This is a genomic window from Pseudoclavibacter sp. CFCC 11306, from assembly GCF_008831235.1.
Classification (GTDB): domain Bacteria; phylum Actinomycetota; class Actinomycetes; order Actinomycetales; family Microbacteriaceae; genus Pseudoclavibacter_A.
This window is the reverse complement of the sequence record NZ_WBKF01000003.1, coordinates 107624-131365: the sequence shown is the minus strand read 5'-3', so window position 1 is coordinate 131365 and position 23742 is coordinate 107624. Positions and strand designations below refer to the sequence as shown.

The following is a 23742-nucleotide window of genomic DNA, read 5'->3' as shown; positions in this document are numbered from 1 at the left end:
CGGTCTCGGCTCCGCAACGTGGTTAAGCTGGTGCCGTGACCAGCGACCCGAGCAGACGTGCGTTCCTGAGCGCGGCACTGGCTACGGGGATGCTCACACTCGCCGGGTGTAGCACTGACGGCGTCGAGCCTGGTCGCTTTCGCAATCTGCCGCTGCGTACCTTCGGTGGCTACGCTCCGAGCGACACCGTGCATCTGGCCGTGGTGGGCGACTCCCTCAGCGTGGGCGTCGTCGGTCAGCTGACCGGGGCGAACGTCAACGGCGACTGGCACGACATCGTCGACCTCGGCGCACTGCAGTTCTTGGGTGGCTGGTCGAAGGTCGGTGCGACGACCGCCGACATGGCGCGCTCCGCGAAGCCGGTCAGCGGTGCCGATGCCCTGCTCATCATGGCGGGCACGAACGACGTCGCCGCCAAGACGGTCTTCGACGACAGCAGCGTCTCGATCGGTCGCATCGTCGACGCTGTGCATCTGGACCGGGTCTCGGTGGCCATGATCCCGCCCTCGAACGCTTCGCCCCAGGCCGCCCTCGACTTCAACGACCGGCTGAGAGATCTCGCCGGAGATCGCGGCTGGAGCGTGGTCGACCCCTGGCGTTCGGCGCGCGACGACCAAGGCAGGTGGGTGACCCGGTACCGCGGTGACGGAACGCATCCGAACCAGAGCGGATACCAGGCAGGAACCGATCAGCTCGTCGACGACCTGGCCGAGGTCTACCTCGGTGCCGAACCGGTCGGATGACTGGGTGAGCTACCATGAAGGCAACTGACGCGAGGGAGACGGCATGAGCACACCCGCGGAGAAATTCGACCTGATCGTCGTCTCGAACCGACTGCCGGTCGACCGCACCGTCGACTCTGACGGAAATCCGGGATGGCGGCGCTCGCCGGGCGGTCTGGTCACCGCACTCGAACCGGTCATGGAGCTCTCGAACGGAGCCTGGGTCGGCTGGCCCGGCGTGCCGGACGAAGAGTTCGAGCCGTTCGTCGCCGAGGGAGGATCGCGCGGCGGGTCGTTCCACGTCTACCCGGTCAGTCTCAGCGAGACGGAACTCGAAAGCTATTACGAGGGCTTCTCGAACGCGACGCTCTGGCCGCTCTATCACGATGTGATCGCGCCGCCGCTCTACCATCGGGTGTGGTGGGACTCCTACAAATCGGTCAACGAGCGTTTCGCCGCTCGCGTGGCCGACATCGCGAGCTCTGGGGCGACCGTGTGGGTGCAGGACTACCAGCTGCAGCTGGTGCCGCGCATTCTGCGTCGCATCCGGCCAGATCTGAGCATCGGGTTCTTCAACCACATTCCGTTCCCGTCCTACGGCCTCTTCGCCCAGCTGCCCTGGCGTCGCCAGATTCTTGAGGGGCTGCTCGGCGCAGACCTGATCGGCTTTCAGCGCAGCGAAGACGCGCGCAACTTCGCACGCGCCGTGCGCACGCTGCTGGGCATCACGGTTCGGCGAGGCCAGATCGACGTTCCCGCCGAGCTCGACGGCGGCAGCGGGCATGTCGCGGCCTTTCACGACTACCCAATCTCGATCGACGCCGACGAGTTCGAGCAGCTCGGCGAAGATCCCGAGGTGCAGGAGCGCGCGCGGCAGATCCGCCGAGACCTGGGCGATCCGCATCGTGTGCTGCTCGGCATCGACCGACTCGACTATACGAAGGGCATCCGTCATCGGCTCAAGGCCTACGGCGAGCTGCTCGACGAAGGGCGCGTCGACGTCGAAGACACCACGCTGATCCAGATCGCCGTGCCGAGCCGCGAACGCGTCGAGACCTACAAGCGCCTGCGCGATGACATCGAGCTGTCGGTCGCCCGCATCAACGGCGATCACAGCACCATCGGCCGGCCCGCGATCCAGTATCTGCACCGCAGCTTTCCGCGACGTGAGATGGCGGCGTTCTACCTCGCCGCAGACATCCTGCTGGTGACGGCCCTGCGTGACGGCATGAATCTGGTCGCCAAGGAGTTCGTGGCAACGCACGTCGACAACGACGCCGTGCTGGTGCTCAGCGAGTTCGCCGGCGCCAGCGACGAGCTGAAGACGGCCCTGCTGATCAACCCCCATGACATCGACGGGCTCAAACAGGCCATCGTGGATGCGATGCAGATGCCCGAGGCAGAGGTGGCCCGACGCATGCGCATCATGCGGCGGCACGTGCGCGAAGACAACGTCGAGCGCTGGTCGGATGCCTTCCTGGCTCGGCTGCGCGAGGTCAGCGCTGACAATCGTGCGCAGAGTGACGACGCGCCTGAAGGCGCAACGCCGGAGACTCGCGCATGACGCCCGAACTCGACGCCGCTCTGCAGCGCATCACCGAGACTGAGAGACTGCTGATCGCTCTGGACTTCGACGGCACGGTCGCGCCCTTCACCGACAATCCGGCCGACTCCCGGTCACTGGCTGACTCGCATCTCGCCGTCATCCAGCTCTGGCAGCTGCCGCGTACCGATGTCGCGTACGTCTCGGGGCGCGCTCTCGAGTCGCTGCGCGCGGTCAGCGACGCCCCTCCGGGCATGCTCTTGGTGGGATCACACGGTGCGCAGATCCAGCTCGACAGCGGCGTGCCCGATCCCAGCCCGCTCAGCACCGGGACGATCCGTGACGTGAGTCGCCTGAGCTCGACGCTCGAAGATCTGGTGACAGGCGTGCACGGCGCCTGGGTCGAGCACAAGCCAGTCGGCGCGGTGCTGCACACCCGCAGCGTCGGCCGTGCAGAAGCCGAACGACTGCAGCGGCTGGCCCGTGAGCGAGTCGCCGCAGAGCTTCCCGTCGCACGTGTGCTCACCGGCCATGACGTGCTCGAGTTCTCGCTGCGCGAGACCAACAAAGGCGACGCGATCGAGCAGCTGCGCACACACACCGGCGCAACCGTCGTCTTCTACGCGGGCGACGACCGCACCGACGAAGACGTGTTCCGCGTGCTGCACGACGGCGACGTCGGCGTACACGTGGGCGAGGGACGAACAGCTGCCGAGTTCACCGTGGCGGGCCCTCGGGCGCTTGCGGGCGTGCTGCTCACCATGGCCTCGAGAAGACGACGGTACCTCGCCCTTGCCCGGTGACCGTCGCGGTGCGAACGACCCCACTGCGTGTGCTAGCGTTGAATGTCGCAGGCCTGATCGATGCAACCCATCTGATCGGCCGCTGAGACAGATCGCGTCGCCGAACCATGGCAGACGCTCTGAACAGGGGTGCACCGCAGAGACGATACGCTCGCAGGCTCATCGCGCAGCTCGCCCCTGCGTCCCCTTCCCGATGAACTCGGGTTCTTCTTCTGACTTGCCGCACGATGGCGACAACCAACGAATCATGATCGAGGAATGACAGGCATGGCTCCCACACCGAAACCGACACCCACCGTGCAAGAGCGCGATCTCACCGGGGCAGAGATTCTCATCGCCTCGCTGAAGAAGCTCGGTGTCACCGACGTGTTCGGGCTGCCCGGCGGCGCCATTCTGCCGACCTACGACCCGCTGATGGATGCCAAGGGGCTGCGGCACTACCTCGTGCGTCACGAGCAGGGCGCCGGGCATGCGGCCGAAGGGTACGCCACGGCCGGTCAGACGGTCGGCGTGTGCCTGGCGACCTCAGGGCCCGGTGCCACCAACCTGGTGACTGCGATCGGCGATGCCTATATGGATTCCGTGCCGATGATCGCGATCACGGGTCAGGTCTTCTCTGCGCTGATCGGCACCGACGCGTTCCAAGAGGCCGATATCGTCGGCATCACGATGCCCATCACCAAGCACGCCTTCCTCGTGCGCAGCGCAGACGAGGTCGCACCGGCGCTCGCTGCGGCGTACGAGATCGCCAGCACAGGTCGCCCTGGCCCGGTGCTCGTCGACATCAGCAAAGACGCCCAGCAGGGGCTCGCCGACTTCAGCTGGCCGCCGCAGATCACCCTGCCCGGCTACCACCCGGCGACGCAGCCGCACGGCCGCCAGGTGCAGGCAGCGGCGCAGCTGCTCGCGAACGCCCAGCGCCCCGTGCTCTACGTCGGCGGCGGCGTCATCCGCAGCGGAGCATCCGCCGAACTCACAGCGCTCGCCGAGGCCACCCATGCGCCCGTCGTGACCACGCTGATGGCCCGCGGTGCGTTTCCCGACTCACACCCGCAGAACCTCGGCATGCCCGGCATGCACGGCACCGTGCCTGCTGTGCTTGCATTGCAGCAGGCCGACCTCATCGTCAGTCTCGGTGCTCGCTTCGACGACCGCGTCACGGGCAACGCCAAGACCTTCGCGCCGCTGGCCAAGGTCGTGCACATCGACATCGACCCGGCCGAGATCTCGAAGATCAGGCACGCCGATGTGCCGATCGTCGGCGATCTGCGTCAGGTGCTCGACCAGCTCGTGCCCGAGTACGAGGCCGAGACCTCGGAGCAGACCCCCGATCTCACACATTGGTGGGAGCATCTCAACAAGCTGCGCGAAGACTACCCGCTCGGCTTCACCCAGCCCACCGACGGTCTGATCGCGCCGCAGCACGTCATTCAGCGCATCGGCGAGCTCACCGGCCCAGAGGCCGTCTACGCCGTGGGCGTCGGCCAGCACCAGATGTGGGCCGCACAGTTCATCAAGTACGAGCGCCCGAACTCGTTCCTCAACTCGGGAGGCGCCGGCACCATGGGATACGGCGTGCCCGCAGCGATGGGTGCGAAGGTGGCACAGCCCGACCGAGTGGTCTGGGCGATCGACGGCGACGGCTGCTTCCAGATGACCAATCAGGAACTCGCGACCTGTGTGCTCGAGGGCATCCCCATCAAGGTGGCGATCATCAACAACTCGTCGCTGGGCATGGTCAAACAGTGGCAGTCGCTGTTCTACGACAAGCGCTTCTCGAACACTGAGCTGCACACCGGTCACGGCTCAGAACGAGTGCCCGACTTCGTCAAGCTCGCCGAGGCGTACGGCTGTGCTGCGCGCCGCGTCGAGAGCGAAGACGAGGTGGATGCTGCGATCGAGTGGGCGCTGTCGGTCGACGACCGGCCCGTGGTGATCGACTTCGTGGTCTCGGCCGACGCCATGGTGTGGCCGATGGTGCCGCAGGGAGTCAGCAACGACTTCATCCAGTACGCGAAAGACGAGTCACCGGCATTCGAAGGCGAGGAGTGATCTGATGAGCAAGCATGTGCTCTCAATGCTGGTCGAGGACACCCCCGGCCTGCTGACCCGAGTCGCGGGGCTCTTCGCCCGGCGTGCGTTCAACATCGACTCGCTCGCCGTGGGGCAGTGCGAGGTCGAGGGGTTCTCGCGCATGACCGTGGTCGTGAACGTCGAACGTCAGCCGCTCGAACAGGTGACCAAGCAGCTGAACAAGCTGGTGAACGTGATCAAGATCGTCGAGCTCGAAGACGAGACCTCGGTGCTTCGCGAGCACATGCTGGTGAAGGTCAAGGCCGATCCCGGCACCCGCTCGCAGATTGTCGAGATCGTCGAGCTCTTCCGCGCCCGCATCGTCGACGTCAGCCAGGACGCCGTCGTCGTCGAGGTGACCGGCGACGCCGCGAAGAACCGCGCACTGCTCAAACTGCTCGAGCAGTACGGCATCCGCGAGCTGGTGCAGTCCGGCCTGCTTGCGATCTCGCGCGGCCCCCGGTCGATGACCGACCGCGTCACCCGTGGCTGACCCCGGCCACCCTCGGGCAGCGACCCGACAGACTCACCTTCCGACCGCATCCACACAACAGAAATGGAGTAACACCATGGCAGCAGAGATCTTCTATGACGACGATGCCGATCTGACCATCATCCAGGGCAAGAAAGTCGCCGTCATCGGCTTCGGCTCACAGGGCCACGCGCATGCGCTGAACCTTCGTGACTCGGGCGTCGAGGTGAAGGTCGCCCTGCGCGAGGGCTCAGAGACGCGCTCTCGCGTCGAGGAGCTCGGCTTCGAGGTGCTCGACAACGCAGAGGCGACCAAGTGGGCCGACCTCATCGTCGTGCTCGCTCCCGACCAGTACCAGGCCGACATCTACAAGAACGAGATCGAGCCGAACCTCTCAGAGGGCAAGACCCTGCTCTTCGCTCACGGCTTCAACGTGCGCTTCGGCTACATTCAGGCGCCGAAGGGCGTCGACGTCGTCATGATCGCCCCGAAGGGCCCGGGACACACCGTGCGTCGCGAGTACGAAGCAGGTCGTGGCGTGCCGATCCTGGTCGCCGTCGAGAACGACGAGTCGGGCAAGGCCTTCGAGACCGCCCTCTCATACGGCAAGGGCATCGGCGGCACCAGAGCAGGCGCCATCAAGACCACGTTCAAAGAAGAGACCGAGTCTGACCTCTTCGGCGAGCAGGCTGTGCTCTGCGGCGGCCTGTCGAAGCTCATCCAGAGCGGCTTCGAGACCCTGACCGAGGCCGGCTACCAGCCCGAGATCGCGTATTTCGAGGTCTGCCACGAGATGAAGCTCATCGTCGACCTGATCAACGAGGGCGGCATCGCCAAGATGCGCTGGTCGATCTCTGACACCGCCGAGTACGGCGACTACGTGTCGGGCCCGCGCGTCATCGACGCCAGCGTCAAGGAGCACATGAAAGAGGTGCTCGCCGACATTCAGTCGGGTGCCTTCGCCGAGCGTTTCATGGCCGACCAGGCGGCTGGCGCTCCGGAGTTCAAGAAGTTCCGCGCCGAGGGCCAGGAACACCCGATCGAGGCGACCGGCAAGGGACTGCGCAAGCTGTTCTCGTGGTCGAACGCCGAGATCGACGCCGACTACGTCGAGGGACAGGTCGACCGCCACGCCTGATCCGCGCTGCTCACCATGTGACCTCCTCCGCGTACAGATGAGGTGACGCAGACCCTGAGGGCCGTCCGAACTCGTTTCGGGCGGCCCTCAGTCGTCTCTGCAGACGTGGTCGTCTCAGGCGCAGTGGCAGCTCGACCGTGCAGTGCCACGGATCGGTATCATTGAGGGCGGACGCTCGGGCAGATCACGCCCGACAAGATGACGTTCGCACAACCGGAGATGGCGAGGCCTGACAGCATGGGTGACAAAGAACGCGACGGCACCGACGACGAGGCGCTCGTCTGGGAGTCAGACCGGCTCGATACGTCGGCCGTCGTCCCGGGAGGCCGATCGACAGAGTATGACGAGGTGCCGGTGGTCGAAGAAGACCGCAGCGCACTCGCCGCGATCGACCAGCTGCCCTCCGGCGTGCTCGTCGGGTATGGCGCGATTCTCGGCGTCTTTCTCGTCTACACGATCTCGTGGGTGACGATTCTGCTCAAGCGTCTCTCGACCCCGCCGCAGCCTCTGCTCGACGGCATCGACCGTGCGCAGATGCTCCTGGGGCTCGCCGGCCCCGCTCTGTGGGTCGTGTTCGCCTTCTTCTTCGTGCGCGGCCGTCGTTGGTACTGGCAGACGCTCTGGCTGGTGCTGGGGCTGGTGCTGCTGGCACCGTGGCCCTGGATCATCACACTGATCACCGCGAGCAACGGAGGCGCACAGTGAACACCGGCGACGAACTGAACGAGACGAGTGGTGCGCGCATGAACCGCAGCAGCACTGACCACGTCGACACCGCTGTGCTCGGCGATGACGTCCAGCGGCTCGGCGGGCAGTCGAACGCCGATCATGCTGGGGCCGCAGCCGAACAGCCGGGCGGTCTGAGCATCCGCGTCTCAGACGCACTCTGGGGTGTGCTGGCGGCGGTGCTCTTCGCCTACCCGGTGTGGCAGGCGTTCGCGTTCGCATTCGCGAACTCAGACACCGGCTGGCAGGCCGTCTTCGGCGGGCTCGGCTGGGTCAGATGGACGCTGCTGCTGGTCGGCCTCGTCGTGCCGCTCGCGCTGCTGGCCGCGTCATGGTGGATCACTCGTGGGATGACCTGGTGGCGTCATCTGCTGGCCTATGCGACCGGGTGGGCGATCGTGCCGCTGATCATGATCTCGGTGCAGCAGCTGGTGATGGCCAACCCGCAGGTCAACGACATCGTGCTCTCACACCTGCTCTTCGGCGACTGAGCCGAAGCGGCTGAGGTGAGCCTCGCTCAGTCGACGGGCAGGCCCTCTGAGGCCCAGGCGAATGTGCCGCCGCTGACGTTCGCGGCGGCGACGCCCTGCTGATCGAGCCACAGCGCGGCCTGCTGTGAGCGTCCGCCGGCCTGACAGATGATCAGCAGATCGTCGGCGTCGGGCACGTCGCCCAGACGCGACTGCAGCTCGGAGAGCGGGATGTTCACCGCGCCCGTCGCATGACCCGCAGCGAATTCGTCGGTCTCGCGCACATCGAGAATGACGGCGCCGGCCTCCTGCCGTTCGAGTGCCTGCTGCGGGGTGATCTGCTCGACCATGGTGACTCCTCGTGTGCGAATCCGCGCGTCGCGCGCCGATTCAGTGATCTGTCTTTTCTGACACTGTACCTGCGCTGCCGCTAGGCTGGAACACGTCATGCCCGGAGGCGCTGCAGCGCCCTGTTCGCGGGTCAATGCTGAGGAGGAAACGGTGAGCACACAGATCGATCTCGGAGTCATCGCCGGTGACGGCATCGGGCCAGAGGTGGTCGCCGAGGGGCTCAGAGTACTCACCGCGGTCGCCGCCGCAGACGGGTTCGCCTTCGCCACGACTGACTACGATCTGGGCGCACGCCGCTATGAGCGCACCGGCGAGGTGCTCGCCGACGAGACTCTGGGCGAACTGCGTCAGCACGACGCACTGCTGCTCGGCGCCGTCGGCGATCCGCGCCGCGTGCCCGCCGGCGTGCTCGAGCGCGGCCTGCTGCTCAGGCTGCGCTTCGCGTTCGACCAGTACGTCAACCTGCGCCCGGTCGAGCTCTTCCCGGGTGTGCGCTCGCCGCTCTCGAACCCCGGCGACATCGACTTCGTGGTCGTGCGCGAGGGCACAGAGGGGCTCTACACGGGCAACGGGGGAGCGCTCCGGGTGGGCACGGAGCACGAGGTCGCCACCGAGGTCTCGGTGAACACGGCGTTCGGTGCGGCACGGGTGATCCGCTACGCGTTCGAGACGGCGGCGAAGCGCCCGCGTCATCACGTCACGCTCGTGCACAAGAAGAACGTGCTCGTGAACGCCGGCGGCATGTGGCAGCGTCTGGTCGACGAGATCGCCGCCGAGTTCCCCGACGTGACCCACGACTATCTGCACGTCGATGCTGCCACGATCTTCCTGACGACCGACCCCGCACGCTTCGACGTGATCGTCACCGACAACCTGTTCGGCGACATCCTCACCGACCTCGCTGCCGCGGTCACCGGCGGCATCGGGCTGGCGGCGTCGGCCAACATCAACGCCGACGGCACCGCACCCAGCATGTTCGAACCCATTCACGGCTCTGCGCCCGACATCGCCGGCCAGCAGAAGGCCGATCCGACCGCAGCGATCCTGTCAGTCGCCCTCATGCTGCAGACGCAGGGGCATGCCGACTCGGCCGCTCGCATCGTCGAGGCAGTACGGGCCGACACCGCGTCGCGGGCGGATGCGGTGCGTTCGACTGCCGAGATCGGCGACGCGATCGTCGCGCGACTGCGCGCCTGACCACATGCGCCTGACCATACCGCCAGGCCGCGGTCTGACTGATCTGGGCGAGCATACCGCGGCCTGGCGCCATGCGCGGTACGATAGAGAGCGCGGCGTCGAGGCCGCCTCGCGCGACACGATCGCGCCCCATGTGCGCCCCGCGCTCCACCATCCCCGAGCTGGCAGCTGCACCACGACAAGAACTCTGTAGACCTCTCTGAGGAAGGACGAAATGACCGAGACGAACGCGATGACTTTCGCGAAGCACCTGACCACGAACCCCACCGATGCGGCGAAGCGCAGCGAGATTCTGAAAGATCCGGGGTTCGGCGTGAACTTCTCGGATCATATGGTCACCATCGACTACAGCCAGGACAAGGGCTGGCATGATGCGCAGGTGCTGCCGTACGGGCCGCTCTCGGTCGATCCGGCGGCGAGCGTCTTCCACTATGCGCAGGAGATCTTCGAGGGGCTGAAAGGGTTTCGCCACGACGACGGCAGCGTGTGGACGTTCCGTCCCGACCGCAACGCCCACCGCTTTCAGCGCTCGGCCGAGCGCCTGGCTCTGCCGCAGCTGCCGGTCGACACCTTCGTGCAGTCGCTGAAGGAGCTCGTCGAGGTCGACGCCGACTGGGTGCCCGACGCTGAGGGCGAGAAGAGCCTGTATCTGCGCCCGTTCATGATCGCCACCGAGGTGTTCCTCGGCGTGCACTCGGCGCATGAGGTCAAGTACGTGCTGATCGCCAGCCCGGCGGGGCCGTACTTCAAAGACGGCGTCAAGCCTGTCAACATCTGGCTGTCGACCGACTTCTCGCGCGCGGCCCTGGGCGGCACGGGCGAGGCCAAGTGCGGCGGCAACTATGCCGCCAGCCTGGAGCCGCAGGAAGAGGCCTACCGCAACGGCTGCTCGCAGGTGCTCTTCCTCGACGCCGAGACGCACACCAACGTCGACGAGCTGGGCGGCATGAACATCATGTTCGTGACCAAGGACGGCCGCCTGGTCACGCCGAAGCTCACCGGGTCGATTCTGCACGGTGTGACTCGCGAGTCGGTGCTGCAGCTTGCCGAAGAGGAGTTCGGTCTGAAGACCGAAGAGACCTCGGTGTCACTCGACTGGTGGCGCGACGGCGTGGCTTCGGGCGAGATCACCGAGATCTTCGCCTGCGGCACCGCAGCGGTCATCAACCCGCTCGCCGAGCTGCGCAGCCCGGACTTCACGATCGCAGCCCCGGCCGAGACCGCTGGCAAGATCACTTCGGGTCTGCGCAAGGCACTCACCGACATCCAGTTCGGCCGCGTCGAAGACAAGCGCGGCTGGCTGACGCGTCTGGCCTGAGCCGTTTAAGAGCCAGTCTCTCATCCGAAGGCGGCGGCACTCGTGCGAACTGCGCAGGTGTCGCCGCCTGACTTGACCAATGGAGTGAAGCATGAAGATCGCACGTTTCAGCCACGAAGGCGCTGACCCGGCATTCGGAATCATTGACGGGGACGAGATCGTCGTCCTCAGCGGAGACCCGATGTTCGCCGGCTATGACACGACGGGCGATCGCGTTCCGCTTGCCGAGGCGCACCTGCTCGCCCCGGTCATCCCTCGCTCGAAAGTCATCGCGGTGGGGCGCAACTATGCTGCGCACGCGGCCGAGAAGGGCAACGCGGTGCCGACGCATCCGCTGCTCTTCTTCAAGCCGAACACTTCGGTGGTCGGCCCGGGCGACCCGATCGTGATTCCGGAGTTCGCCGGAACCGTCGAGCCCGAGGCAGAGCTGGCGATCGTGATCGGCAAGGTCGTGAAGAACCTGCCACGCGAGCACTGGCAGAAGGCGGTGTTCGGCTACACGCTGGGCAACGACGTCAGTGCGCGCACGCTGCAGCAGGGCGACGGGCAGTGGGCTCGTGCAAAGGGAATGGACACGTTCTGCCCGCTGGGCCCCGTGATCGAGACCGAGCTGGATCCGGCGGCGGTGACGGTGACCTCGTCGATCAACGGCGAAGCTGCGCAGTCGGGCGAGACGAAAGACTTCATCTTCGATGTGCCGACCCTGCTGGAGTTCATCAGCCAGGCGTTCACTCTTCTGCCGGGCGATGTGATTCTGACGGGAACGCCTGCAGGCGTGCGGCCGATCGTGCCCGGAGACACCGTGACAGTCGCGGCCACGGGCATCGGCGAACTCACGAACCCGGTGCGTGCTGCACTGTGAGGTGCGGCGGTCTGCAGGCCGCCTTCTGCCGACTCAGCTCACCGAGCGCAGCGAGCCATCGTCATCGGCACGATGCGTGTGCGGCCCCAACAGCTCATGCGCGATCGGGCAGCGGCCGCAGGTTTCGGCGTCTTCGTCAGGCATGTCGGCCTGGATGCCGTAGAGCGCTTCGAGCGCATCGACGAAATCGTGCGGACGATCTTCGGCCGCCAGGTCGCGCGAACGCTGCATCGACGTGTTTAGCAGCACCCCGACTAAGTGGTGCAGGGCCTTCTCAGTGTTCGCCTGGCTCGGCTCATGGCGTCGTGACCGTTCGATCTCGGCATCGAGCTTGTCGAAGAACATCGCCTTCAGCTGGGCGAGGCCGCGGCCCACACGCTGCTGATTGCGCTGCTGGTGAAAGCTCTGCGCAGCCTCGTCGACGAGCGAACGTGCGTCGTCACTCGATCTCAGCTCGCTCAGCGGCGCGTGCAGCTTGATCGTCTCGAGATCGAGCAGCTCCACTTCGGGCAGGTCGGTGACGTCGACGGCCACGTTGCGCGGCATACCGAGGTCGATGACGAGCTGGCGCGCGGGCAGGTTCGGCACTGCTGCGACCGAACCGACGGAGCCGTGATCGAAAGGGCACCCCGTGGCTTCGGAATCGCTGACCGTCGCATCGACAGCGGTGGGGGACACCCCGGTGTGGGCGGCCTCGGTGCGGCTGGCGCGCAGGAGTGCGGCGTCGATCACCGTGTGCGGCGACGTCGTGCAGGTGACGATCAGGTCGGCACAGGCGAGCTCGTGGGTGAGGCGCTCTGGCCTCACCGCGCGCAGTTCGCGCATCTCGGCGAAGTGCTCGGCGCGGCCGCTGGCCGAGTGCACGGCGATGTCTGTGACCCCGCGGGTCTTCAGCGCGGCGACGGTGACGCGTGCGTACTGTCCGGTGCCGACCAGCAGCACGCGCAGCTTCGACCAGTCCACGATGCGGCTGTCGCTGAGGTCGAGCGCCAGCTGCACGATCGAACGGCCCATGCGGCCGAGCTTGGTCTGATTCTTCACATCGCGCGAGGTCTTCGCTGCGGTCTGGAACAGCCGCTCAAGGTCAGAGGTCGTGGTGCCGATCTCGCGAGCGTGCTCGAGCGCGTTGGCGACTTGGCCAGAGATCTCTGTCTCTCCGACGACCAGCGACTCGAGCCCGGCAGTCACCGAGAACAGATGTTGGGCGGCGGCATCGCCGACATAGACCGCACTGCCGGTCTTCAGATCTTCGTATTCGACACCGGTGTGCGCACAGACCGCCTGCCAGGCGGCCACCACCGCGAGACGGGGATCGGACCCTTCGGGCTGGCGCACATCGAGGTACGCCTCGAAGCGGTTGCAGGTGGCGACGACGACGGCGCCACTGAAGAACTCGTTTCGCGACGTGAGGGTGCGCGCAGCGTCAGCGGCGCCGGAAAGTCCCTCGAGCAGGGAGAACGGCGCGTTTTTATGACTGGACGACACGCAGAGAAGCACGTCTGACATTCTAGGCGTTTGGTGTCAATTCTCTAAATCGTCAGATGTTTGCGAGAATGGGGTCGTGAGTCTTTCTGCCGCACATCCCCTGAACCCGGTTTCTCAGGCATCGAACCCCCCGAAGTCCACGGCTGACTCGGCCCTGGTGCGCGCTCTGCGGGGCGAGCCGGTCGACCACGTGCCGGTGTGGTTCATGCGACAGGCGGGTCGGTCGCTGCCTGAGTATCGCTCGGTGCGCGAGGGCATCGCAATGCTCGACTCCTGCCTGCGGCCCGATCTCGCCGCCGAGATCACCCTGCAGCCGGTGCGCCGCCATCATGTGGATGCCGCGGTCTTCTTCTCTGACATCGTCGTTCCTCTGAAGCTGGCCGGGGTCGATGTCGACATCGTTGCGGGGCGGGGCCCCGTCTTCGGCTCGCCGGTGCGCACCGCGGCCGATGTGGATGCACTGCCCGAGCTCACCGCCGATCAGCTTGCCCCGATCGCCGAGGCCGTGCGTCTCACCGTCGCCGAACTGGGCGACACTCCGCTGATCGGCTTCGCGGGTGCGCCCTTCACTCTCGCCGCCTATTTGGTCGAGGGCGGCCCGTCGAAAGACCATCTGGCCGCGCGCACGCTCATGTTCGCCGAACCCGAGGTCTGGGATCGTCTCGTGATGAAGATGGCTGACTACTCGGCGGCGTTCCTGCGCGTGCAGGTGCTTGCCGGTGCCTCGACCGTGCAGCTCTTCGACTCGTGGGTCGGGTCGCTGGCACCGACCGTCTACCGTGCTCATGTGCGCCCGGCATCCGCTCGCGTGCTCGCCAGCGTCGCCGATCTGCGCACTGCCGACGGACGCGGCGTGCCGCGCATCCACTTCGGTCTCGCCGGGCCTGAGCTGCTCTGCGACCTGCGCGATGCGGGCGCTGACGCGGTGGGCGTCGACTATCGCACCGAACTCGCCGACGCGATCGACCGTCTGGGCGTCGACGTGCCCGTGCAGGGCAATCTCGACCCGGCGCTGCTGGGCGCCCCGGCCGCCGTGCGCGAAGCAGCGGCCGATCGTATTCTGCGGGCCGGGCAGCGAGCTGCCGGGCATGTGTTCAACCTCGGTCACGGTGTGCCTCCGGCGACCGACCCCGACGTGCTCACGCGCCTCGTCGCACACGTGCACGCATGGGAGGCGACCGAGCGGTGACCGACGAACGCGACGCTGAGCTCGACGCCGACCTGCTGGTCGTCGGCGGCGGCATCGCCGGGCTGGTCAGCGCCTGGACGGCTGCTGAGGCCGGGCGACGTGTGACCGTGCTCGAGGCCGCAGACCACGTGGGCGGGCCGGTTGCGTCGCACGTGCTCGTCGGCCTTGAGATGGACGCCGGCACCGAATCGTTCGCGACCCGCGGGGGCCGGGTCGAACCGCTGCTGGCCGAGCTCGGGCTGGCCGACCGGGTGGTCGAGCCGAACCCGGTGGGTGCGTGGGTCGGGTACCGCTATCGGGGACGCTTCGCCGCAAGTCGTCTGCCGCGCACGGGGATGCTGGGCATTCCGGGCGATCTCGACGAGCACGGCACAGCATACGGCGAGCTCGTCGAAGCCATTGGGGCCGAGGGAGCTCGTGCTGCTCGACGTGATCTGACCCTGCCGCCGACGGTGGGCGTCGACGCGACCGATCCCGGCGCGACGACCCTCGGCGCATTGGTCGAGGCGCGCATGGGTCGTGCGGTGATCGATCGTCTTGTGGCGCCGGTCGCCGGCGGCATCTACTCGGGCGACCCGTATGAGATGCCCGTCGAGTCGGTTGCGCACGGCCTGCTCTCAGCGCTCGTCGAGGTCGGAACGCTCAGCGGCGCGGTGCGGCATCTGCAGGCGCAACGGGCTCCGGGGTCTGCTGTGCGCGGCCTCGTCGGGGGCATGCACACGCTGACCGATCGACTGCGAGACCGCATCGTCGCGGCCGGTGGTCGCATCCTGCTGCACCGAGAGGTCGATCGCATCGAACGCACGGACGAGGGATGGCGCGTGCGGGTCGCTGCGGTCGGAGACCGCCCGAGCAGCGGGTCGCCGATGTCTCCGGGTGCGTGCCATCCCGGCTCGCAGGCATGTCACACCGCATCCCAGCTCGTGCTGGCGACCACGGCCGACCCTGCCCTGCGGCTGCTCAAGCTCTCAGAGGCGGGCCCGTGGGCGCATCCTGCTGCAGTCGCCCTCGTCACGCTCGTCGTCGACGATGCGCGACTCGACGTCGAACCGCGCGGCACCGGAATGCTCGTCGCCGCAGATGCGCCTGATGTGCAGGCGAAGGCGATGACTCATGCCTCGGCCAAATGGCGCTGGATCGCCGACGCTGCAGCATCGGCGCACCCCGGCCGCCACGTGCTGCGGCTGAGCTACGGCCGCGCGGGCCAGCCGAGCACGATGACCGACGACGAGCTGTGCGCACAGGCCGTTCGCGACGTGCGCGTGCTCACCGACGTCGACATCGCCGATCGGGCTGTGGCGGCGACGGCGGTGCATCGCTGGCTCAACGTGCAGCCGAGTGCTCGGGCTGATGAGATCCGGCAGACGGTGGATGCCGTGGTCGCGAATCTCGGAGACCTCGCGGTGGTCGGGTCGTGGCGTTCGGGAACCGGTCTGGCCTCGGTGCTTCCGTACGCTCGTGAACAGACACTGAGACTGCTGGCTCGCCACGATCGCCCTCGAAGCGGCGCATCGGGTGCGAGCACAGCAGACACAACATATGAAGAGGTGGCAAAGTGACAGGCATGACCATTCGTCTCGGCACACGAGGGTCTCGACTGGCGGTGGCGCAGTCGCAGCTGGTCGCCGACGCGCTCGAAGAGGCGACCGGACGTTCCGTCGAGCTCGTGCAGGTGGTCACCCACGGCGATGTGTCCAAGGCATCGCTTGCGCAGATCGGCGGCGTCGGCGTCTTCGCGACCGCCCTGCGGCAGGGGCTCGCCGCCGGCGACTACGACGTGGTCGTGCACTCGTGCAAAGACCTGCCCACCGCGCAGGAGCAGCACCTCGACATCGCCGCGATGCCCGAGCGAGCTGATTCGCGCGACGTGATCGTGACCCGTGGCGGTGAGGGCCTGAGCGGTCTCGTGCAGGGGGCTCGGGTGGGCACCGGGTCGACACGTCGTCAGGCACAGCTGCGCCGGGCACGCCCCGATGTCGAGATCGTCGACATCCGCGGCAACATCGACAGCCGCATCGGTCGGGTCTACGACGATCTGGACGGCGTCGTGCTGGCCGCCGCGGGGCTGGAACGGCTGCCCTCGGCGGCCGCCCACCACCACGAGGCTCTGCCCGTCGACACTTGGGTTCCCGCACCGGCGCAGGGTGTGCTCGCCGTCGAGACGAGGCAGGGAGAAGGCAGCCTGGTCGCGACCCTCGACCATGCGCCGACGCGTCTTGCTGCGACGCTCGAGCGTGCTGTGCTCGGCGGCCTCGGCAGCGGATGCGCCGCTCCGGTCGGCGTGCACGCGATCGTCGCGTCTGACCTGCGGTCGGTCGAGCTGCATGCCCGCGTCTATGACCTGTATGACGCGCAGCACGACGTCGCCGTCGACGAGGTTCTCGAACTCGGGAAGATGCTCGGCGCGGGTGCTGCACACGGCGCCCGGCAGCTCAGTGCAGCTGGTGCGGCCGACGCAGCGGCGATCGAGGCGTGGACCGCTGTGGAAGGCGAACGCGTCGCGCAGCAGCTGATCGCCGAAGGCGCCGCCCGAATCATCGCAGCGGCAGACGCACGGAGGTCGGAGTGACCGACGGCGCAGCTGTCAGCGCCGACGCACACGAGGCTGCCAGCGCAGGGCTGCGCGGATGGCGTGTGCTTGTGCCTCGCGGCGGGCCAGGCGGTGAGCGCATCGCCGCTGAGGTCGCCGCTCGGGGAGGGAAGCCTGTCGTCGCGCCGTTGATCCGAAGCATTCCGCCAGCAGACGCCTCGAAGCTCGAAGAGGCGGTCGAGCGTCTGCAGTCGGGAGACTACGCTTGGCTTGTGCTCACCAGTCAGCGCACGGTCGATGCCCTCGCCGACTGCGGTCTGACGTTCTCAGCGCCTGCCGGCACGCCGGGCTTCAGCACCGCGTGCGTGGGCGCCACGACGGCCGCAGCTGCGGAGGCGAGGCTCGGACTCAGCCCAGATCTGCTCCCGCAGAAGCAGAGTGCGCACGGCCTGCTCGACGTCTTTCCACGACCTGACCACGCTCGTGCCCGGCTTCTGCTGCCGCACTCGGCGCAGGCACATGACTCGCTCGAACGGGGGCTGCGCGCGCTCGGATGGCAGGTCGACACCGTCGACGCCTACCGCACCATCGGCATCGCACTGTCGCAGCACGCCATCGAAGACGTGCGCCGCGGAGCGATCGACGCCGTGCTCGTCACCAGCGGCACGGTGGCGCAGCAGGTCGCCATCCAGTTCGGAGCATCCGCCGCGCAGACCGTGCTCGTCTCGATCGGAGAGCAGACGACGAACGACGCCGAGACACTCGGCCTCAACGTCGCGGCGACGGCGCGCGAGCACAGCATCCCCGGTCTGCTCGACGCCCTCGCCGAGGTCGCCGCAGGCCGCCGTCGCACCGGCGCGGCCACCACCATCTCGCGTGCACCCAGCATGCGCGCACCCGGCGCTGCGTCGGCGCACGCCGCACCTGCACGCACAACAGACATCACAGACGACAACCACTGAGGAGTCAGCATGAACGACAGCACATCTCACGACATCAGCTCTGCCCGGGGCCTGCCCGCCGGAGGATCCCACGTTCCCGGTGATCCCGGGGCCCCGGCGCTCGCGGCCTTCCCGCGTGTGCGTCCTCGGCGTCTGCGCCAGTCGCCGGCCGTGCGCCGCATGGTGCGAGAGACCCGTATCGAGCCGTCGCAGCTGATTCTGCCGCTGTTCGTGCGCGAAGACGCCACCGAGCCGGTGCCGATCTCGGCACTGCCCGGCCAGGAGCAGCACACCATCGACTCGCTGCGTCGCATCGCTGCCCGCGCTGCTGAGGCCGGCATCGGCGGCGTGAATCTGTTCGGCATTCCGGCGCACCTCGACGCCGTCGGGTCGCAGGCGGATGCCGCAGACGGCATCGTGCAGCGCGGCGTGCGTGCGATGGTCGAAGAGGTCGGCGATGCGATCGTGATCCAGACCGATCTGTGCCTCGACGAGTTCACCGACCACGGCCACTGCGGCGTGCTCGATGCGCAGGGTCGCGTCGACAACGACGCCACGCTGGAGCGCTACGGCGCGATGGCGCTGGCTCAGGCCGAGGCTGGTTCGCACATGCTCGCGCCGAGCGGCATGATGGACGGCCAGATCGGCTACCTGCGCGATGTGCTCGACGCCAACGGCTACCAGGACGTCATGCTGCTCGCCTACGCGGCGAAGTACGCGTCTGGGTTCTACGGGCCGTTCCGTGAGGCCGTCGACTCGCAGCTCAAAGGCGATCGCCGCACCTACCAGCAGGATCCCGCGAACGGTCGCGAAGGCGTGCGCGAGGCTCAGCTCGACATCGCCGAGGGGGCCGACGTGGTGATGGTGAAGCCGGCTGCGTCGTTCCTCGACGTGCTCTACCGGGTGTCGCAGATAAGTCCGGTGCCGGTCTGGGCCTACCAGGTCTCGGGCGAGTACGCTTCGATCGAGGCCGCCGCCGCGAACGGCTGGCTCGATCGCGAACGGGTGATCGACGAGTCGGTCACCGGCATCTTCCGCGCCGGGGCAGAGGCCCTGCTGACCTACTGGGCACTCGAGGTCGCCGACCGTCTGAAACGCGGCAGCTTCGGGGAGTGACCCTGCCGCTGCGCGCCCAGTCGGTCCGGGTGCGCAGCGTCTGCGCGGTCTGCGCGCGATGTGCAGCCGACCACACGACCACGTGGGCAACAGGCGGGCGCGAGCGGCGCATCCGCAGAAATGACTTCATCACAATCGAGAGGTGACACAGAACATGACTACGAACGCAGAGCTGTTCGAGCGCAGTGAGCGCATCATTCCGGGCGGTGTCGACTCGCCGGTGCGGGCCTTCGGATCGGTCGGCGGCGTGCCCAACTTCATCGCCAGCGCCTCGGGTGCGCACGTGCGCGACGTCGAGGGAAACGAATTCGTCGACCTCGTCGGGTCGTGGGGGCCGGCGCTGCTCGGCCACGCGCAGCCTGAGGTCGTGGCTGCGGTGCAGGCCGCCGCAGCTCGAGGGCTGTCGTTCGGCGCTCCGACCGAAGGCGAGGCCGAGCTGGCCGAGGTCGTCGCGCAGCGTGTGCGTCGCGGCGGGGTCGCCCCTGTCGAGCGGCTGCGCTTCGTGTCGACTGGCACCGAGGCGACCATGACCGCCATTCGACTCATGCGCGGGGCAACCGGCCGCGATCTCATCGTGAAGTTCGCCGGTCTCTACCACGGCCACAGCGACTCGCTGCTGGTGGATGCCGGGTCGGGTCTTGCGACGTTCGGCCTGCCCGCCTCTGCCGGTGTGACGGCGGCGGTCAGCGCGCAGACGATCGTGCTGCCGTACAACGACATCGAGGCCGTGCGTGCGCTCTTCGCCGAGCGCGGTGACGAGATCGCCGGCGTGATCGTCGAAGCTGCTGCGGCGAACATGGGCATCGTGCCGCCGCTGCCCGGCTTCAACGCCGAGCTGATCGAGGTCGCTCATGCGCATGGCGCGCTGGTGACGCTCGACGAGGTGCTGACCGGATTCCGCGTGAGCGACGCCGGCTGGTGGGGGTTCGAGAACGCCGATGCGGCCGAGCCGTACCGTCCCGACCTGATGACCTTCGGCAAAGTCATCGGCGGCGGCATGCCGATCGCTGCCGTGGGTGGCGCAGAAGAGTACATGAACCTGCTCGCGCCGCTCGGCCCGGTGTATCAGGCCGGAACGCTGTCAGGCAATCCGTTGGCGATCGCCGGCGGGCTCGCCACGCTGCGGCTCGCAGACGCCTCGGTCTACGAACGGGTGAACGCTGCCTCCGAGGCGCTGCAGGGCGCGGTGTCCGAGGCGTTGGATGCTGCCGGCGTCGCGCATCGCATCCAGCGTGCGGGGTCATTGTTCTCGATCGCGTTCGGTGAGCACGACGGTGCTCTGGTGAACTACGACGAGGTCAAGGCGAGCGAGACGTGGCGGTATGCGCCGTTCTTCCACGCGCTGCTCGACGGGGGAGTCGCGGCACCGCCGTCGGCGTTCGAGGCGTGGTTCGTCTCGGCCGCTCATGACCAGAGCGTGATCGACCGCATTGCCGAGGTGCTGCCTGCCGCCGCTCATGCGGCAGCCGCTGCCGAGCGCCCCGCGACCCCGCCGATCGGCGGGTAGTGGCGGCAGTCCTGGCGCGGGCAAGCCGTCCCGTTACTGAGGGTACCTGGCACAGCCGACGTCAAGCAGACGAAGACACTTCGGTGAAGCCACCTGCTCAGCCAGGAGCAGATTGAGCTGAGGCGGGAGACGGCAAGAGGCTTCCGGCATTTCGCGGTGCCGGAAGCCTCTTCGGGGTGTGTTCAGTGCACTTTCGCAGTTCCTAGGCCGGCCCACGCCCCGGTTCACCGTCCCTTTGGCGCGCCCGGTCTGTACTCGGTGCACTTTCTCATTGGCCAGGCCGGTTCGTGCTCGCTGCACCACACGTTCTGCCCGTCCTGCCGGTACAAGCCCGCATCGATCCATGGCAAATGCTGTCCCAGTCCATCGAGTCATGCCAAGTTCCATGTCTCGATGGTTGTTGAGGTCATTTCCCATGTCTCGATGGGTGGCGGCGTCATTCCCATGTCTGAGTGCGGCGTGACGGGCATCTGTGAGAGACAGAGATGGGGCCGCCGAACGAATCGGCGACCCCATCGAATTCAGTGGCTCGGCTCAAACGAGCAGAGTGATCACGCCCACTTCGAGGCGAGGTGATCGGCCTCGATCCAGCGCACGGTGCCCGACTTCGAGCGCAGCACGATGCTCTGCGTGTGGATGTAGCCGTTGCGCGGCCCCTTCACACCCTTCAGCAGCACGCCGTCGGTCACACCAGTGCCGACGAAGTAGGTGTTGTCGCTGGCGACCAGCTCGGAATCGGTGTAGATCTTGTCGATGTCGAGACCTGCGTCGATGCCACGCTGACGCTCGGCGTCATCCTTCGGCGCCAGACGACCCTGCATGACGCCCTTGAACGCCTTGATCGCCGCTGCGGTGATCACGCCTTCGGGGCTGCCGCCGCGGCCGAGCAGCATGTCGGCGTCGCCCCAAGGGCTTGCCGCGTTGATGCCGCCGACGACGTCGCCGTCGAGAATCAGGTTGGTCTTCGCCCCGACCGAGCGAATGCGCTCGATCAGCTCTTCGTGACGCGGGCGGTCGAGCACGATGACGGTCATCTCGCTGACGGGCTTGCCGAGTGCCTTGGCCAGCTCGCGGATGTTCTCTTCTGGGGTCATCTCGAGCGAGACGACGCCTTCGCCGATCGAGCTGGTGACGATCTTGTCCATGTAGAACACCGTCGAGGCGTCAAGCATGCTGCCGCGGTCAGCGACGGCCATGATCGACACGGCGTTGGGGCGGCCAGCCGCGGTCTGCGTCGTGCCGTCGATCGGGTCGACTGCGATGTCGGCCTGAACGCCGGTGCCGTCACCCACGTGCTCTCCGTTGAAGAGCATCGGCGCGCGGTCTTTCTCACCCTCGCCGATCACCACGACGCCGTCGAATGCAACAGTGTGCAGAAACTGGCGCATGGCGTTGACAGCGGCCCCGTCGGCCTCGTTCTTCTGGCCACGGCCGACCCACACCGACCCGCGGATCGCTGCGGCCTCAGTGGCACGCACCAGCTCCAACGCAAGGTTGCGGTCGGGCTGCTGAGACTGTTCAGTCATCTGAAAACTCCTAAAAGCTGCCGACCGCATTTCGATCGGCGCGTCAGCCTCCATCTTACCCGGTACCGGTGACAACAGCGGCTGAAAGCGAGTGCCGAAATCACCCGCGCAGCAGCTCGGCCGCGAGCGCCGCGGCAGCCGGAGAGATGCGGCTGTGTCCGGCCGGCTCCGCTCGCGGGGCGAGGCGCTTCTCTCGGGTCTCGCGAACATCCCCGAGATTGGCGAACAGGGTGACATAGCTGCTCACGTCGGCATACAGAGCCGACTCGTCGACGCCGCCCCCGCTTGCCGTGCGCCAGCCGAACGCGGTCATCTCGGCGGCGATCAGACGCATCTCGGGCTCGCGGCCCTCGGCGGCGACGTGCAGCAGGTAGAGCAGCCGGATGAACTCTCGCGGATCGTCCAGAGTCTCGGCGCCCAGCCGTGCGCGCAACGCGGTGACGAAGACCGCCGCATCGGTGCGGGCCTGGCGCCCGGCGCGTGACAGCAGAAGCCGCCCGCCGCGCACGTAGAGCAGCCCGAGCCGCTGCAGCAGTGTGCGCAGGTTCGCGACCGGCGGGGTCGAATCCTCGCGTGTGGCGCTGCCTGGCCAGCCGTCGCACGAGGGCAGCAGCTGCGCGACGGCCGACACGATGCGCGGGCGCAGCCGCCCGGCCTCGGTGAGCTCGGCCCCGTCGTTCCCGATGAGGTCGAGCACGGCCATGATCGGTGCGAACGCTGCGGCGAACAGGGGGTCGCGCTGTGCGTCGTCGGTGGATGCCGCGCCCGCGCCCGCCGCGCCATCGTGCGCCCGCAGCAGGCCGTCGACGATCTGCGCGCGATGCAGGGTCTCTTCGGCGATCGACGCCGGTGCCAGCCGCACGAGTCGCTGCACCGTAGCGCCCAGGTGCTCGAGCCGTCGAGCTGCCAACAGGTCGATCGACGCATTCACCTCGGCGACCGAGAACCGGTCTGGGGCGCGCTCGGCGAATGCCGACGGGTCACCCGCCGTGACCAGCCCCCGCGTGTTCTCAAGCGGGGCGGCCCGGCGGCCGTCGACGCAGGTCGCGGCAGGGGCATCCGCGGTCGACGCCCCCGGTGTCTCAGAGAGTTCGACGACACGCTCGAGACGCAGCGTCACCTGCCAGTGATCGCCGTAGTCATAGACGTAGAACAGCCGGTCGCCCGGCTGCTGCAGGGCCTCGTCGAGGTGCACTGAGGCCTCGGGTGTGCCTTCGGCGTCGCCCTCTTCGAGGTCGTACTCGCAGATGAAGGGCTCGACGCCTTGGCTGAGTGGCGACCCGCCGAGCGCGAAGCGATGCAGATGCGTGTCTTGCCAGGCGAACGCGGCCTGCAGAATCTGGTGCACCTGATCGAGCGTGAGGTCGCTGCGCAGATCGAGACGGCGCCAGATCTGCCGTTCATGGGGCGTGGGCTGCGTGGCTGAGGTCGACTTGACACTGTTGGCAACGGTCGCGTCGGGTGAGGTATCGATGTCGAGGTCGAGATCAACGCGGATGCGCAGCATCGCCGGTCGCGCAAGTCGAGGCCGGCGAAGGCTCGGGCGCTGTTCGGTGAGTTCGGACAATATGGTGTCGGGCTGCGGCTCGTCGATCTCGTTGAGCAGCTGCAGGGCCTCTTCAGCAGAGAACTGACCGACGAGTGCGGCGAACCGCTGCTGCAGATCGCGGTCGCTGCGGTCTGGATCGTTCTCTTTGTCTGGGCCGTTCTCTGCGTCTGCGGCGGTCATGCGCACAGCCTACGGGCTGAGCGCTTCGCACGCGAGGGGTGGGG

Annotated in this window: 21 protein-coding genes; 17 read left to right on the top strand and 4 right to left on the bottom strand. The window is 67.5% G+C overall.

What is annotated here, in order from left to right:
• Nucleotides 1-35: 35 nt before the first annotated feature.
• The 8 genes from F8O09_RS09430 (at nt 36) to F8O09_RS09395 (ending at nt 7968) form a co-directional block, all read left to right on the top strand.
• Nucleotides 36-743 carry an SGNH/GDSL hydrolase family protein gene (locus F8O09_RS09430; RefSeq protein WP_158055120.1) on the top strand — a complete coding sequence of 236 codons (708 nt, stop codon included), beginning with the start codon at nt 36-38 and terminating at the stop codon, nt 741-743.
• Between the two features lie 43 nt (nt 744-786).
• The gene (locus F8O09_RS09425) at nt 787-2286 is read left to right on the top strand and encodes an alpha,alpha-trehalose-phosphate synthase (UDP-forming) (protein WP_158031965.1); all 1500 of its coding nucleotides are present in this window, start codon (nt 787-789) and stop codon (nt 2284-2286) included.
• Entirely contained in the window at nt 2283-3068 is a 786-nt protein-coding gene (gene otsB / locus F8O09_RS09420) for a trehalose-phosphatase (RefSeq protein WP_158055119.1), read from the top strand. The genes F8O09_RS09425 and otsB overlap by 4 nt, the downstream gene beginning before the upstream one ends.
• Before the next feature lie 258 nt (nt 3069-3326).
• Nucleotides 3327-5120, top strand: coding sequence for an acetolactate synthase large subunit (locus F8O09_RS09415; protein ID WP_158055118.1), 1794 nt, complete (start codon nt 3327-3329; stop codon nt 5118-5120).
• Between the two features lie 4 nt (nt 5121-5124).
• On the top strand, nt 5125-5634 hold the full coding sequence (gene ilvN, locus F8O09_RS09410) for an acetolactate synthase small subunit (RefSeq protein ID WP_158031962.1): 510 nt from the start codon (nt 5125-5127) through the stop codon (nt 5632-5634).
• A 76-nt stretch (nt 5635-5710) separates the two neighbouring features.
• Nucleotides 5711-6751: a ketol-acid reductoisomerase gene (ilvC, locus tag F8O09_RS09405; RefSeq protein ID WP_158031961.1), complete on the top strand. Its 1041-nt coding sequence runs from the start codon at nt 5711-5713 to the stop codon at nt 6749-6751.
• Nucleotides 6752-6988: 237 nt separating this feature from the next.
• A complete protein-coding gene (locus F8O09_RS09400) occupies nt 6989-7456 on the top strand; it encodes a hypothetical protein (protein ID WP_158031960.1) in 468 nt (155 codons plus the stop codon).
• A complete protein-coding gene (locus F8O09_RS09395) occupies nt 7453-7968 on the top strand; it encodes a hypothetical protein (RefSeq protein ID WP_158055117.1) in 516 nt (171 codons plus the stop codon). The genes F8O09_RS09400 and F8O09_RS09395 overlap by 4 nt, the downstream gene beginning before the upstream one ends.
• 26 nt (nt 7969-7994) lie before the next feature.
• On the opposite strand, the gene F8O09_RS09390 is transcribed toward F8O09_RS09395, so the two are convergent.
• Nucleotides 7995-8297: a rhodanese-like domain-containing protein gene (locus tag F8O09_RS09390; RefSeq protein ID WP_158055116.1), complete on the bottom strand. Its 303-nt coding sequence runs from the start codon at nt 8295-8297 to the stop codon at nt 7995-7997.
• A gap of 151 nt (nt 8298-8448) precedes the next feature.
• On the opposite strand from F8O09_RS09390, the gene F8O09_RS09385 reads away from it, so the two are divergent.
• The 3 genes from F8O09_RS09385 to F8O09_RS09375 all read left to right on the top strand — a co-directional run bounded on the left by F8O09_RS09385 (nt 8449) and on the right by F8O09_RS09375 (nt 11675).
• Nucleotides 8449-9495, top strand: a complete 1047-nt coding sequence (locus F8O09_RS09385) for a 3-isopropylmalate dehydrogenase (RefSeq protein WP_225732977.1) — start codon at nt 8449-8451, stop codon at nt 9493-9495.
• A 214-nt stretch (nt 9496-9709) separates the two neighbouring features.
• A complete protein-coding gene (locus F8O09_RS09380) occupies nt 9710-10813 on the top strand; it encodes a branched-chain amino acid aminotransferase (RefSeq protein ID WP_225732976.1) in 1104 nt (367 codons plus the stop codon).
• 91 nt (nt 10814-10904) lie between these two features.
• A complete protein-coding gene (locus F8O09_RS09375; protein ID WP_158037422.1) occupies nt 10905-11675 on the top strand; it encodes a fumarylacetoacetate hydrolase family protein in 771 nt (256 codons plus the stop codon).
• Nucleotides 11676-11708: 33 nt separating this feature from the next.
• Here F8O09_RS09375 and F8O09_RS09370 read toward each other — a convergent pair whose 3' ends face one another.
• Nucleotides 11709-13172: a glutamyl-tRNA reductase gene (locus F8O09_RS09370; RefSeq protein WP_158055114.1), complete on the bottom strand. Its 1464-nt coding sequence runs from the start codon at nt 13170-13172 to the stop codon at nt 11709-11711.
• Between the two features lie 64 nt (nt 13173-13236).
• On the opposite strand from F8O09_RS09370, the gene hemE reads away from it, so the two are divergent.
• The 6 genes from hemE (at nt 13237) to hemL (ending at nt 20443) form a co-directional block, all read left to right on the top strand.
• Nucleotides 13237-14349 carry a uroporphyrinogen decarboxylase gene (gene hemE, locus F8O09_RS09365; RefSeq protein ID WP_158055113.1) on the top strand — a complete coding sequence of 371 codons (1113 nt, stop codon included), beginning with the start codon at nt 13237-13239 and terminating at the stop codon, nt 14347-14349.
• The gene (locus F8O09_RS09360; protein WP_158055112.1) at nt 14328-15908 is read left to right on the top strand and encodes a protoporphyrinogen/coproporphyrinogen oxidase; all 1581 of its coding nucleotides are present in this window, start codon (nt 14328-14330) and stop codon (nt 15906-15908) included. Before hemE ends, F8O09_RS09360 begins: the two co-directional genes overlap by 22 nt.
• Before the next feature lie 5 nt (nt 15909-15913).
• Entirely contained in the window at nt 15914-16918 is a 1005-nt protein-coding gene (gene hemC, locus F8O09_RS09355) for a hydroxymethylbilane synthase (protein ID WP_158055111.1), read from the top strand.
• Entirely contained in the window at nt 16915-17841 is a 927-nt protein-coding gene (locus F8O09_RS09350; RefSeq protein ID WP_158055110.1) for a uroporphyrinogen-III synthase, read from the top strand. Before hemC ends, F8O09_RS09350 begins: the two co-directional genes overlap by 4 nt.
• A 9-nt stretch (nt 17842-17850) precedes the next feature.
• The gene (gene hemB, locus F8O09_RS09345) at nt 17851-18936 is read left to right on the top strand and encodes a porphobilinogen synthase (protein ID WP_158055109.1); all 1086 of its coding nucleotides are present in this window, start codon (nt 17851-17853) and stop codon (nt 18934-18936) included.
• 154 nt (nt 18937-19090) lie between these two features.
• Nucleotides 19091-20443 carry a glutamate-1-semialdehyde 2,1-aminomutase gene (gene hemL / locus F8O09_RS09340; RefSeq protein ID WP_158055108.1) on the top strand — a complete coding sequence of 451 codons (1353 nt, stop codon included), beginning with the start codon at nt 19091-19093 and terminating at the stop codon, nt 20441-20443.
• A 551-nt stretch (nt 20444-20994) separates the two neighbouring features.
• On the opposite strand, the gene glpX is transcribed toward hemL, so the two are convergent.
• Nucleotides 20995-21969 (bottom strand): class II fructose-bisphosphatase, encoded by a 975-nt coding sequence (glpX, locus tag F8O09_RS09335; RefSeq protein WP_192496746.1) that lies wholly within the window; start codon nt 21967-21969, stop codon nt 20995-20997.
• A gap of 100 nt (nt 21970-22069) precedes the next feature.
• Nucleotides 22070-23698, bottom strand: a complete 1629-nt coding sequence (locus tag F8O09_RS09330) for a plasmid pRiA4b ORF-3 family protein (RefSeq protein ID WP_158055107.1) — start codon at nt 23696-23698, stop codon at nt 22070-22072.
• Nucleotides 23699-23742: the final 44 nt, after the last annotated feature.